The following is a 13,421-nucleotide window of genomic DNA, read 5'->3' as shown; positions in this document are numbered from 1 at the left end:
TAATATACACAGTTTTAATGTATATAAACGAATTTGTGTTGAATAAATAAACGTCTAGGGGTAGTATTAATGCATAGATAAACACGGAGGTCGAGCACATGACAGAAACATTGGTATTAGCCTATTCAGGCGGATTGGATACTTCGGTGGCCATTCCTTGGTTGAAAGAAAAAGGGTATGACGTCATCGCCGTTGTCTTAAATGTTGGACAACATGGGAAAGACATGGACATGATTCAAGCTAAAGCCCTCAAGGTTGGGGCCAGCCAATCGATTGTGATTGATGCCCAAGCGGAATTTGCAACGGACTATGTTGCCCCAGTGATTAAAGCCAACATGTTGTATGAAGGTGAATATCCTTTGGTTTCAGCCTTGTCTCGACCCTTGATCATTAAAAAGTTAGTCGATATTGCCCATGAAAACAATGCAGTAGCCATTGCGCATGGCTCAACGGGACATGGGAACGATCAGGTACGTTTTGAAGCCGCGATTCATGCACTCGATCCGGACATGAAAATTGAAGCACCGATCCGTGACTTCCAGTGGTCACGAGAAGAAGAAATTGCTTATGCCAATGCGCATGGTGTGCCAGTGCCGATTGTGTTGGATTCGCCTTACTCAATTGATGAAAATCTTTGGGGACGAGCCATTGAAGCCGGTATTTTAGAAAACCCCTGGCATCAAGCACCTGAAGAAGCGTATGCATTGACCAATGCCATTGAAAACACACCTGATACGCCAGCGTTTGTAGATGTGACTTTTGAACAAGGCGTACCAGTCGCCCTTGATGGCGTGACCTTGCCATTAGCTGATTTAATTAACCAGCTCAACGAATTGGCGGGTGCGCATGGGATTGGCCGAATTGATCATATTGAAAACCGTTTAGTTGGCATTAAGTCACGTGAAATTTATGAAGCACCAGCCGCCGCCGTGTTGATGACGGCGCACAAAGATTTGGAAGATTTAACCTTGGAACGTGACGTGGCACATTTCAAGCCTATCATTGAACAACAATTGGCCAATTTGGTATATGAAGCCAAGTGGGTCTCGCCATTATTTGACAGTTTAATGGCCTTTATTGATGACACCCAAAAGAATGTTAATGGGGTCGTGAAAATGAAGTTGTTTAAGGGGAATGCCATTGCGGTGGCGCGTCAATCGGCACATAACTCACTTTATGATGAAGATTTGGCGACTTATACCAGTGCGTCATCCTTTGACCAAGAAGCAGCGGTTGGCTTTATCAAGTTGTGGACCTTGAGTAACACGGTTTACGAACAAGTCAACCACGTGCACAGCCAAAAGCCAGTTAAACAAGTCGAAGTATAAAAATAGTGGCTTGGCCACTGTACATAGCTTAAGGAAAGGAAGGATGGGTGGTGTCCGCCACGCATCAACAATGTCACATGACAACGAAATTATGGGGTGGTCGTTTTACCGAAAATGCTGCGGCCTGGGTCGATGCCTTCGGGGCATCAATTACATTTGACCAAGAAATGGCCGCTGAAGATATTGAAGGCTCAATTGCGCATGCAACGATGCTAGGTCGCCAAGGGATTATTTCTAATACAGATGCGGCCCAAATCGTGACCGGTCTCAAGGCATTACAGCAAGAACTCGCTGCGGGTGAGCTGGTCTTTGATGTGCAACATGAAGATATTCATATGAATATTGAAGCGTTACTGACAGCCAAAATTGGCCCAGTAGCAGGGAAACTACACACTGCCCGCTCACGAAACGATCAAGTGGCCACTGATTTTCATTTATGGGTGAAACACCGTTTGCCCCAAGTCATGGCGGCGATTACTGAACTCCAACAAACATTATTGACGTTAGCCAGCACACATGCGGGCACCATTATGTCAGGTTATACGCATTTACAACATGCACAACCAATTACCTATGGGCACTATTTATTAGCCTATGTCGAAATGTTTCAACGAGACTATGAGCGTTTTGAATTTAATCAAAAACATACGGATATTTTGCCACTTGGGGCAGCAGCCTTGGCGGGGACAACCTTTCCAATTGATCGTGAATTTGTCGCATCTGAACTTGGCTTTGCGGACATTTATCATAATTCGTTAGATGCTGTTTCGGATCGTGACTTTGCCGTTGAATTTTTGGCAAATGCCTCACTGTTAATGATGCATTTGTCACGGATGGCAGAAGAATTGATTCTATGGTCAACCTATGAATTTAACTATATTGAACTTTCAGATGATTTCTCAACCGGATCATCAATTATGCCACAAAAAAAGAACGCCGATTTTGCCGAATTGGTACGTGGTAAGACAGGGCGCACTTATGGCGCATTGATGGGCTTATTGACGACCATGAAGGCTTTACCGTTGGCGTATAACAAAGACATGCAAGAAGATAAGGCACAAGTTTTTGATGTCATGGATACGGTAATTGCCGCCACTAAAATATTTACTGGCATGCTCAGTGGCTTAACGGTGCATGAAGAACGCATGTTGGCCAGCACCCAAGATGATTTTTCTAATGCGACGGAGTTGGCTGATTATTTGGCAACCAAAGGTGTCCCATTCCGTGAAGCACATGCGATTGTCGGTCAATTGGTGTTGTTAGGGATTCAAACAACAACACCATTGCAAGCGATGCCACTGGCGACGTTACAAGCAGCCGCACCAGAGATTGAAGATGATATTTATCAAGTCTTGCAATCCGAGACAGCGGTCAATCGCCGGACCTCGCTTGGTGGCACGGCAGTGGCCAATGTTAAAAAAGAAATTGCACGGCATCAAAAGCAACTGGAGGCACGGGGATGACATCACATTTTCAAGGGCAATCATTTTTAAAAGAGGCGGACTTTTCAAAGCCAGAATTAGAAACATTGATTCAATTAGCCGCGCATTTCAAATATTTAAAGCAACAACATATTCCCCACCCTTACTTACAGGGCAAAAACATTGCACTGCTTTTTGAAAAAACGTCAACCCGAACCCGTTCAAGTTTTACCGTGGCGGCTAATGATTTGGGCGCGCACGCCGAGTTTTTAGGGGCGCAGGATATCCAATTTGGCAAGAAGGAATCCTTGGCAGATACAGCAAAAGTCTTGGGTCGCATGTACGATGGGATTGAATATCGTGGTGCCTCACAACAGGTGGTCGAGGATCTAGCGAAATATGCTGGCGTACCTGTATGGAACGGACTAACTGACGACTGGCATCCCACGCAAATGCTGGCGGATTTTCTAACCATTCAAGAAAATTTTGGGACTTTGTCAGGCATCACACTGGCCTATCTTGGGGATGGCCGGAACAATGTGGCACATTCACTCTTGGTCACGGGCGCTATTTTAGGAGTGAATGTGCATATTGTCGCGCCTGAAGCGCTTCAACCGGCAGCAGAAGTTCAAGCGTTAGCAGCCGAAAAAGCTCAGGTTTCGGGGGCACAACTCCTGATTACTGATGATATTGCTACTGGGGTGGCGGGGGTTGACGTGTTATACACGGATGTTTGGGCCTCGATGGGGGAAGAAGCAAGCTTTGCAACACGTATCAAACTGCTGGCACCTTACCAAATTAATCAGGCACTAGTTGATTTAACGGGTAATGATCAAGTCATTGTGTTGCATGACTTACCAGCCTTTCATGACTTGGAAACGACCATGGCACAGAAAATTTATGCTGAGTTTGGCCTGACAGAGATGGAAATTACCGATGCGATTTTCCATGCGCCGTATGCGCGTCAATTTGACCAAGCAGAAAATCGGTTACATACGATTAAAGCGGTGATGGCTGCCACGTTGGGACATTTATTTTTACCTGAACCTAAATAAAAAAACACCGTGTTGACGGTGTTTTTTTAGTGATTAGCTTTGAGCTGACGAACTAGGTTAGCGTCAGGCGTGACATGGAGAGTTTGCTGGCCTTCAAAAATAACAAATCCCGGCTTTGCACCATTTGGCTTTCGTAATTTACCTGCCGGTAAATAATCAACTGGCACATTGGCAGATTCTCTGGCCTTACTGAAGTAGGCCGCTAGCTTGGCTGCTTCAAGTAACGTTTCGTCAGATGGATTTGCGTCACGAATCACAACGTGTGAGCCAGGTATTTTTTGGACGTGTAGCCAGATATCACGCCGATCGGCTTGTTTTAATGACAAACGCTCGTTTTGCAAATTGTTCTTGCCGACTTCAATTAACGTCCCATCAGAACTGATAAAGCGATCAGGTTGTGAGACCTTTGGCTTTTGCTTGTTCTTTTTGTTGGCACGAATATAACCACCAGTCGTTAATTCTAAGCGGATATCTTCAACATCTTTGGGTGAGGCAACATCTAATTGTGCCACAATGTTATTGAAATAATCAATTTCGGCATCCGTTAAGGCCATTTGCTCATTGACATAGGCGACCGCCGTGCGTAACTTGCGATACTTATTAAAGTATTTTTCGGCATTCTTTAACCCATTTAATTTAGGATCTAGTGGAATGGTTAACAGCTTGTTATTGTCGTAATAATTCTCGATTGCGACTGAAGTCATACCTTTTTCAACCAGATGTGGGTAGGTAATTAACAAATCACCCATTACCTTCAACTCATCGGCGTTTTCTGCATCTTCAAGTGTTGCCAGTAATTTTTTGCGCTTGGCTTGATTTTTCTTGAGTTCGTTTTTAACAACACGTACGAGTGAGCCGGCTTGTTGATTAACGCGTTCACGCTCGGCTTTACCAATATAATAAGCATCAAGCAGTTCACCTAACGTCTCAAAAGTCGTGATGTCTGCGGCTGGTTGCTGCCAAGGGAAGGCGGCATAACTAAGCGCGCCTTTATCACTGGTAAATAGTGTTGGGGTTGGCGCATCGAAATTTCCTAACCAATCGTTGGCATGTTGCAAGGGATCACCAGGTTGGGCAATTGCATTGGCCAATGCCGTGGCAGCATCACGACTAAAACCTTGGTAAGTGGCCTGAATGATTTGTGGCCACTCGTCGGCTGGACGATCTAAAATCATGGGGGCCAAGTTCGCAAAAAAAGCCGTAAATGGGTTTAAGCGATCTTGTGCTGGCGGCATGATATAAGTGGCACCAGGCATGAGTGAGCGCACCCGATTTTGATCAGCTGGCACATGTTTAATCAATTCTAAAATACGTTGATCGTGTTCCCGCACTAAGAATAGGTTGGAGTGGCGACCCATCATTTCCAAAGTTAAGCGAATTTCTTCGATGTCACCGAGTTCGTTACGGGCATTGACATAAAAGTTAATAATCCGATCATTGGCAATTTGTTCGATTTTTTGGAGTTTTGCCCCTTCGAGGTAACGACGCAAAAACATCACAAAGTTTGGGGCTGTTTGTGGATTTTCGTAAGGAATCCGTGTGATTTGCGCTCGAGAATAGGTTGGATGGGCACTTAAGAGGAGGGGATAGTTAGTCCCATTATTGCGCACAACGAGCACAATTTCATTCGGGTAGGGTTGGTGGACCTTTGTGATCCGGCCACCGGTCAGTAATGTGTTAAATTCATGCACTAAAGCATGGGTAAATAGCCCGTCTAATGGCATTGTAACGTCCTCGTTTTTCTTAATATTGGCCACGTATGCGCGACTGAAAGGTGTGATATAAAAAAGTCACTTCACACAAATGTTAAAGTGACCAGTCAAGCTTGTAAGTTTAAACAATTTGAGATCCATGAACTTCTGTGACACCTAATGAATCCGCTAAGCGTTGGGCATTGTCAGGGGTGATGCCACCGCCTGGTAAAATGGTAAGGCCGGCAGGGGCCGTGTTAACGAGTGTTTGCAGGTGTGGCACGCAGTCAAAGATCGGCGTTGCAAGTGGACCACCGTGCATTAAAATACGCTTGACACCCTGGTCAGCCAACCAAAACATTGCGGCCGGTTGCGCGTCAACGGCGATGGCATCAAAAGCCATATGCATAACAACTTCTAAATCTAAGTCAGTGGCCACTTGAATGAGTTGGGTCATGGCTGTTTGATCTAATTGTTGGTCGCGGACAACCCCAAAGGTGACATATTGGCCACCAACATCAGCAATTTGTTGGAGACTGTCCTGCATTTGTTGTAATTCTAGGTCATTGTAGGCAAAATCACCTGGTCGTGGTCGAACCATAATGATGACTGGCACATCATCGATTGCCATTAGGGTATCAATGATTGTCCGTGTATCTGGGGTTACCCCACCAACTTCAAGATCGGCACTTAATTCAATACGGTTTGCGCCTTTACGGCGCATCAGTTTGGCGGCTTCGACAGAGTCAACCGCTGCTTCTCTAATTGTAATTGTCATGACACTATTTTACCACATAATCGCAATGTGTTTGTTGTTTGTGTTAAGTTGGGCAATAGCAGGGAAAACAAAAACCCATACCTTGCGGTATGGGTTAATTTGCAATATTACTTCTTTTCAGCAACTTGCTTGCCGTTGTAAACACCAGAAGGTGAAACACGGTGGGCAACACGGTATTCACCAGTTGCTTGATCCAACAAAATGTTAGGAACATTCAAACCGATGTGTCCGCGGCGGTTACGCTTGTGAGACTTAGAGTTCTTGTTTGATGGGGTAGCCATAATGGCACCTCCTTTCGTTTCAATTTATCAACTAGTCAAGTTTATCGAAATTTAACGCTTTTGTCAATAGGTTTTTCAAAAGTCGTGTCAAGTGTTTATACTTGACATCTTAAATTTAGATCAACTTACCCATATAGCGGTTTGGTGTGATGTCAAAGAAATCATAATCAGCTAGTTCGGCAGTTGATGTGACATGCGCATCAGTACCGAAAGAAAGCATCAAGTTAATTGGGTGTTCGTCAAGGTTACCATCAAAAACAGACACAACAGGTGTGTTAGAAGCAACAGAATAACCTAATTCCATTGCTGTCCCACTGTCTGGATTTGCGGCTTCAAACACGGCAACCGTAATATCTGAGTTATCAATGGCCTTAATATCAGCCTTATAAGTCATAGCACCCCATTCAAAACCTGGTTCATTGTTTGATTCACCTAAAGCGACACCGCCATATTGGTGCAAAAGCGGTACGTGAATGTGAGCGATAGAAGGGTTCGCACTTAACTTAATAAAAGCGTCTTTTAGGAGCTCTTCTTGCTTGTCAGAGAACCAACCAGCAGCGAGGTAGACGTTCTTTGCACCTGGCAACTTTTTGCTGTTGTCGACATTGCGATTGATTTCTTCAAGATCTTGAATGAGCTTTGCTTCGTTCATGGTGTTTTCTCCTTGGGATTTTATCCAAATTAACTCGACATAGGCGTCAGTCAACTGTATCATTTTTAACACAATGACTGACCGTGTCTATCTATATATCTTACCGTATGTTTGGCAAAATTGAAAATGTAATCACAAGTTGGTATCGGAGTTTAGCACGAAAAAATATTTTTATGGTACACTTATTTTATTCAAAAAAATAACGTATAGGAGAAGTGTACGCGCAACTTTATTGCTGGGCAGTACACAAAAAATACATGTTTCTGATTGATTTCATCCTCCATATTGATAGCCATATTGCCAGTTTGGTGACACAATTTGGACCATGGACTTATTTAATTTTGTTTACTATTATTTTTGTTGAAACAGGCGCTATCATTATGCCGTTTTTACCAGGTGATTCCTTGCTTTTCGCTGCTGGGGCCGTTGCCGCAACGCCAGCCGGAATTGCAGCTGGCCTTAATCACTGGGTGTTTATGGTGTTGTTCTTCGTTGCCGCGGTGGCTGGCGACACCTTGAACTTTTGGATTAGTCGGACGGGTGGATCTAAGCTACTTCAGCACCCATTCATGCGTCGTTTTATTAAAGAAGAACATATTCGTGAAGCCGAAGGCTTCTTTGAAAAGCATGGGGCGATGGCCATTATCATTGGTCGTTATATGCCAATTGTCCGGACGTTTGTGCCTTTGGTAGCCGGTATTAGTCAATTCCCATTCAGTCATTTCTTCAGAAATACATTGATTGCGGCCTTTTCATGGAGCTTCATTGCCACAGGTGCAGGGTACCTATTTGGGAATATTCCATTTGTGAAAGACAACTTCTCAATCATCATTATTGGTATTGCCTTTGTGACAATCTTGCCAACAATTATCAGTATTATTCGTTCAATGGTGATTAACCACCGCGCTAAGCAAATTGCAAAAGAAAATGACAACAAGTAAAGCCACCGCCAGGTGGCTTTTTTTATTGCAGTGGTGCTAGGACGTGAGTCTGGTAAGTTTTAGCTATGTACGCCCAAACGGGCATGAGTGTGTTTAGTTACTTGCTTGGTAATTAATGATTTTAGCGTCCATCGATGGGGCGGTTACTTTATCACCTTGATCTGTTTGATAAGTTTCGATCCCTTCAATCACACCAGAAAAAGTCACTTGTTGACCTTCTGATAGGTTTGAACCGCTCAGTAAATCTTGATCCACGTCAACAATCAATAAGTTGTTGGGGTTGTCATTGACTGCAAGCTGGACTTTATCATCACCATCAGTTGGCACAAGTTTGACCACTTTACCGCCAAATTGCATCTTTTCGCCAGCGAAATCAGCTGGGGCGTGGGCAATTTTCTCATACGGGATGTCTGTGCGATAGGCAATGGGTTCATTATTGCTAATATTAGGTGACACCTCGGTTAGCGTATGAATATTATCATCAGGTTCCACATCGACATCAATTTCAGAACCATGACTAGCGGTACTGTCATCATCAGATGACACAGCTAAGTTGTCAGATTTTTCAACATGTGATGATATGCCGCGGGCTGTCTTGGCCACAACATCTGCGCCGCACGTGGTCACTAACAATATCAGACTCATAACAAGCGTTGTGATCAATGCGCGGCCACTGACGCTACTGTCACGCTGCTTAACTTTATCGATCACAAAAATGATCAATAGTACAAAAAATACCACCAATACAATCAAGGTTATGAGCCAAAGTAAAGATAACATGCCTCTCATATTTTCTCACTCCCAAAGCCTTTTAATGTGGTTGCTCAGCACATGATGACTGGTTATTGATAAACGTTGAGCAATTTATTAAAAATAATACAGGTTATGTTGCGATAACATAACCTGAAGATGCGCTTGTCACGCTACAACAAGCCATTATACTACCGTATTTGATCGGCCGTCAACTGCCTTTATATTGGCTGTATTAGGGGCAATCATGCTTGCTATGAGGCCGTTTTCTTGGCGTATGGTGAGGTGTTTTTTAGACAATTTTTGACAAAAATACAATAAATGTGATAAATTTTAGATACAGCGCATAGTGCGTTGACCCAACATGAATTACGCTTGTTGATCGGTCGTAAGACTGTCTAAAACTACTTTCTTTCACACAAATTTCCACATTTTGTAATTCATGCTGGTTTTTTGAAAAATCATGGGTCGCGATGACAATGCCTGTCAATCGTGACTTTTTTTATGGGCACATCGTGATCAGTGCTATAATTTAAGGAGTGACTATAAAGATTGGGGAAAGTTGTCGGCCGACGTACAAACGTTAGTGTCGCAACGCTACAGTATAAAAATGAATAATATTGAAAAATTACAACAATTAACACACATTACCACACAAGAAATTGCGGACGCCTTGGATGTTAACGTTGATTTGGTCAAAGAATGGCAAGATGATGCCAGTTTGCCAACGGTTGCAGAATTGGAAGCGTTAGTTGGCATTTTTTCAAGTCAACTCGATGCCCAAGGCATTGAAGCCCAAACCAAATCACATCCGATTCACATTCGTTTGTCGATTGATTATTTATTGAATCTTGGTTTGACAATGTCAGATTGGATTACGTTAAAGTGGGCTGTTGAAGGTCAATGGCAAGGCGACCAACTCGCAGTTGGTTTCTTCCATGACGGCAAACTCACGCGCGTGGTGGCTTCTAATGACGAATTTGTCGCTGCCTTTGCAGGGTATTTGATTTTGCAAACGGAAGGCGAATTCGAACCTTATATTGATGAATTTGATGATGACAAAGTCTATGATTGGCGCTTGTTACGCCTACACGGCGACGATTATCGCGATGTTACCCGTGAGTTAATCGCGACAGACTTACCGGAGATAAAAGCATGACGGAAAATGTCATTTTGGCAACGGATGCCTATAAATTAACCCACCATTTACAGTATCCTGCCCAGTTAACAAAATTATATTCTTATGGCGAAGCGCGCGTTGGCGGCCAATATGAACAGGTGAGCTGGTTTGGCTTGCAAATGATTTTGGACGCCTATTTCCGCCAACCCATCACGGATGAGATGATTGATGAAGCGGCTCGTGTGAGTGAGCTCACGTTTGGCACATCAGCTTTTTTTAATCGCTCAGTTTGGGAAAAAGTCCGTGATCTTGGTTATTTCCCCGTTAAAATTAAAGCATTACCTGAAGGCATGACGGTGCCAGTGGGCAATGCGCTCTTTACGATTGAGTCGACGGCTGATTGGTTTGCCACCAGTTTGAACGCGTTAGAAGACGTTTTGATGCACGTGTGGTACCCAACAACCATTGCCACGAATTCAATGGTCATTCGGCAACGGTTAACCCCGTTATTTGAACAATCGGGCACGCCAGCCAATGTGGCGCTGGCGGTTAATGATTTTGGATTGCGTGGTGCGACGTCGTTAGAATCTGCTAAACGGGGTGGTGCTGCCCATTTGTTGCACTTCCGTGGCTCTGATAACATGGCAGCTTCGGCGTATTTGGAATCAGTTTATGGCGTGCCTGGACGCGCTTTGTCTGTCTGGGCAACGGAACATTCGGTGGCGACGTCATACGGTGCTGACGCTGGTGAATTCGCTTATGTCCATGCGCAATTGGATCGGGCACCGGATGATGCTATTTTATCTATTGTCATCGATTCATACGATGCGCTCAATTTTGTGAAAAATGTGATTGGGTCACCAGAAATTAAAGAACGCATTATGGCACGTGAGGGTCGAATTGTTCTCAGACCAGATTCTGGCGATCCGTTAACGATTGATTTGCAGGTGCTCGACCTGCTTGCTGAAATTTTTGGGACGACGACAAATGCCAAAGGTTATCGCGTTTTGCAACATAATGTCGGCATTATTCAAGGCGATGGTATGAAAGCAGACACGATTATTGCCCTTTATGAAGCCTTGATGGCTGCTGGTTGGTCAGCGGATAATTTGGTAGTTGGCTCTGGTGGTGGTTTGTTACAAGAAGGCTTTACTCGAGACACAGCACGCTTTGCCATCAAAGCAGCCTATGCGGAGACAGCCACTGGTGAGCACATCAATATCCAAAAGAAGCCTAAAACGGATGCTTCAAAAGCGTCAAAAGCAGGACTACTTAAAGTGATTCGCCGAGATGGCCAAATTGTCACGGTATCACAAAGCGAACCAGGAGAAGACCTCTTGACAACCGTTTATGAGAATGGCGTTTTTGCCCCTGTTGATGGGCAAGCGATGATACAACGTGCCCAAGTGTGAGGAATGATCTTGAATTACCAATTTAAAAAAGCCAGCGACATCACGACGGATGTCACAGTCGAACAATTAGACATCAAAGCCGCTGCGCAAGCTTATCGTGAACGCGATCAACGTGATGACAAGCCGAAAAGTGAAGCGAGCCAAGCACTCGTTGGCCATGGCGTACAAGCGCTTGGTACAGAGGCAGCAATTGGGAAAGATGAGCGTAAGGCCAAAGTACTCGCCTTATTTAACGCCGGTATGACGAGTTATATTGATTTAGCTTTTGAAATGAATTTATCAGAAGCGACGATTCAAAAATATGGCAAAGAATTAGGATTAACTTTCATTGACACGCCATATTAAATTAAAAATTTGACATTTTTAAATGCATAAGCTATTATAATAACAACATAAAATTTAATTTCACATAGAGGTTGCGATTGACAGGAGTCGCTTATCTGAATTGTTGTAGCAATTGGGAGGGTAAGTCAAAGGGGAAATCGCCGAAATGAACTAACACTACAAAGTTAGTTTGTTGGGCTAATGGTTAAGAACTATTAGACTGTCGTTAGAAATAACGGTGAGCTATGGAAACTGTCAAAAATGCAAGCTTTAGAAGCCTTTTGTCCGTGACCATGTCTCGAACAGAAGGCTTTTTATGTTAACAATTAGGGCATCGTTAAGGTGGAGAAGGTATATGGATTATTCAACAAACGCACAAGCACATTTGACCATTGATGGCGTCGATGCCGTTGCATTGGCCGACACTTATGGCACACCGTTATATGTTTACGACGTCTCTAAAATCCGTCAGACGATGCGTGCGTTTAAAGCAATTTTTGAGCGCGAAGATGTCCCATATGTTGTGAGTTATGCCTCAAAGGCGTTCTCAACGAAGGCCATTTATCAAGTTGCCCAGCAAGAAGGTATTCACGCAGATATTGTATCGGGGGGTGAATTATACACGGCCCTGGCAGCAGGTTTTCCACCAGCCCATCTGAGCTTTAATGGCAATAATAAGAGTTGGGATGAGCTAACGATGGCGGTACGTGCTGGCGTGGGGACGATTATTGTTGACAACTTCTTAGAGTTGCAATGGTTGTCAGAAATTGCCGCTACGCAACAAGTACAACAAGCCATTCTACTGCGTATTTCACCAGGTATTTCAGCGCATACCCATGAATTCATTAGCACTGGTCAGCAAGATTCTAAATTTGGCTTTGATTTATTGACTGGTCAAGCAAAACGTGCCTATGAGATTGCACGACTGGATGCAAACCTTAATTTACGTGGCTTACATGCCCACATTGGGTCACAGATTTTTGACGTCACGGGCTTTGAAAAGAACGCCGCTTTACTGGCCGAAACAGCCCATAGTTGGGGTTGGACCCCAGCCGTCATTAACGTGGGTGGTGGTTTTGGGATTCGGTATACCGATGATGATACGCCATTGCCTGAAAGCGACTATGCAGCAGCAATCATTGCCACACTGAAAGCAAAAGCTGAAGCATTTGCATGGCCAATGCCGGAAATTTGGATTGAGCCAGGGCGTTCGATTGTTGGACCAGCCGGGCAAACACTTTATACAATTGGCTCACGCAAGGATATTCCGGATTTACGCCAGTATCTCGCCGTTGACGGGGGCATGGGGGATAATATTCGACCAGCCCTTTACCAAGCGAACTACGATGCGGTGTTAGCCAATGATCCAAATGCGCCAACGACTGAAGTTGTGCGTGTCGCTGGTAAATATTGCGAATCAGGGGATGTGTTAGTTTGGGAACAAGCGTTACCGCAAACCAAACCTGGCGACATCCTATCTGTTCAAGCAACTGGCGCCTATGGCTATGCCATGGCTTCCAACTACAACCGCAATCCACGACCAGCAGTGGTTTTCGTGGAAAATGGCGCACATCAAGTGGTTGTGGCGCGGGAAACTTATGCCGATATCGTCGCGTTAGATCGTGACTATGACCTTGCAAGCACACCAGAAGAATCATAAGAGGATAA

The 13,421-nt window shown here is 44.3% G+C and carries 13 protein-coding genes and 1 riboswitch; of the genes, 8 read left to right on the top strand and 5 right to left on the bottom strand.

Translation table 11 applies throughout. From position 1 onward, the window contains the following. Positions 1-98 precede the first annotated feature (98 nt). From FGL80_RS00225 to argF, 3 genes are all read left to right on the top strand, one after another. Positions 99-1,328, top strand: a complete 1,230-nt coding sequence (locus FGL80_RS00225) for an argininosuccinate synthase (protein WP_147001604.1) — start codon at positions 99-101, stop codon at positions 1,326-1,328. Between the two features lie 77 nt (positions 1,329-1,405). After that, positions 1,406-2,791, top strand: coding sequence for an argininosuccinate lyase (gene argH / locus FGL80_RS00220; protein WP_147001603.1), 1,386 nt, complete (start codon positions 1,406-1,408; stop codon positions 2,789-2,791). Beyond that, positions 2,788-3,804 (top strand): ornithine carbamoyltransferase, encoded by a 1,017-nt coding sequence (argF, locus tag FGL80_RS00215; protein ID WP_147001602.1) that lies wholly within the window; start codon positions 2,788-2,790, stop codon positions 3,802-3,804. The genes argH and argF overlap by 4 nt, the downstream gene beginning before the upstream one ends. Before the next feature lie 26 nt (positions 3,805-3,830). Here the strand turns inward: argF and FGL80_RS00210 are convergent, their stop codons facing one another. The 4 genes from FGL80_RS00210 to FGL80_RS00195 all read right to left on the bottom strand — a co-directional run bounded on the left by FGL80_RS00210 (position 3,831) and on the right by FGL80_RS00195 (position 7,206). Continuing rightward, a complete protein-coding gene (locus FGL80_RS00210) occupies positions 3,831-5,528 on the bottom strand; it encodes an NFACT RNA binding domain-containing protein (protein ID WP_147001601.1) in 1,698 nt (565 codons plus the stop codon). Between the two features lie 109 nt (positions 5,529-5,637). Then, positions 5,638-6,273, bottom strand: a complete 636-nt coding sequence (locus FGL80_RS00205) for a copper homeostasis protein CutC (RefSeq protein WP_147001600.1) — start codon at positions 6,271-6,273, stop codon at positions 5,638-5,640. Positions 6,274-6,380: 107 nt separating this feature from the next. Further along, positions 6,381-6,554, bottom strand: coding sequence for a 50S ribosomal protein L32 (gene rpmF / locus FGL80_RS00200; RefSeq protein WP_010000541.1), 174 nt, complete (start codon positions 6,552-6,554; stop codon positions 6,381-6,383). A gap of 115 nt (positions 6,555-6,669) precedes the next feature. Further along, positions 6,670-7,206 (bottom strand): nucleoside 2-deoxyribosyltransferase, encoded by a 537-nt coding sequence (locus FGL80_RS00195; RefSeq protein ID WP_048701339.1) that lies wholly within the window; start codon positions 7,204-7,206, stop codon positions 6,670-6,672. A 257-nt stretch (positions 7,207-7,463) separates the two neighbouring features. Here FGL80_RS00195 and FGL80_RS00190 point away from each other — a divergent pair, with 257 nt between their 5' ends. Continuing rightward, a complete protein-coding gene (locus FGL80_RS00190; RefSeq protein ID WP_055307643.1) occupies positions 7,464-8,147 on the top strand; it encodes a VTT domain-containing protein in 684 nt (227 codons plus the stop codon). Between the two features lie 93 nt (positions 8,148-8,240). Here FGL80_RS00190 and FGL80_RS00185 read toward each other — a convergent pair whose 3' ends face one another. After that, on the bottom strand, positions 8,241-8,936 hold the full coding sequence (locus tag FGL80_RS00185; RefSeq protein ID WP_147001599.1) for a hypothetical protein: 696 nt from the start codon (positions 8,934-8,936) through the stop codon (positions 8,241-8,243). Positions 8,937-9,507: 571 nt separating this feature from the next. On the opposite strand from FGL80_RS00185, the gene FGL80_RS00180 reads away from it, so the two are divergent. From FGL80_RS00180 to lysA, 4 genes are all read left to right on the top strand, one after another. Then, positions 9,508-10,056: an XRE family transcriptional regulator gene (locus tag FGL80_RS00180; RefSeq protein WP_147001598.1), complete on the top strand. Its 549-nt coding sequence runs from the start codon at positions 9,508-9,510 to the stop codon at positions 10,054-10,056. After that, positions 10,053-11,429, top strand: coding sequence for a nicotinate phosphoribosyltransferase (locus FGL80_RS00175; RefSeq protein WP_147001597.1), 1,377 nt, complete (start codon positions 10,053-10,055; stop codon positions 11,427-11,429). The genes FGL80_RS00180 and FGL80_RS00175 overlap by 4 nt, the downstream gene beginning before the upstream one ends. 9 nt (positions 11,430-11,438) lie before the next feature. Next, positions 11,439-11,774: a hypothetical protein gene (locus FGL80_RS00170; RefSeq protein WP_147001596.1), complete on the top strand. Its 336-nt coding sequence runs from the start codon at positions 11,439-11,441 to the stop codon at positions 11,772-11,774. A 57-nt stretch (positions 11,775-11,831) separates the two neighbouring features. Next, positions 11,832-12,007: riboswitch (Lysine riboswitch) on the top strand. 101 nt (positions 12,008-12,108) lie between these two features. Further along, the gene (gene lysA / locus FGL80_RS00165) at positions 12,109-13,413 is read left to right on the top strand and encodes a diaminopimelate decarboxylase (protein WP_068852252.1); all 1,305 of its coding nucleotides are present in this window, start codon (positions 12,109-12,111) and stop codon (positions 13,411-13,413) included. The last annotated feature ends 8 nt before the right edge of the window (positions 13,414-13,421 follow it).

It is taken from the genome of Leuconostoc lactis, from assembly GCF_007954625.1.
Taxonomy (GTDB): domain Bacteria; phylum Bacillota; class Bacilli; order Lactobacillales; family Lactobacillaceae; genus Leuconostoc; species Leuconostoc lactis_A.
This window is presented reverse-complemented; position numbering and strand designations above follow the sequence as displayed.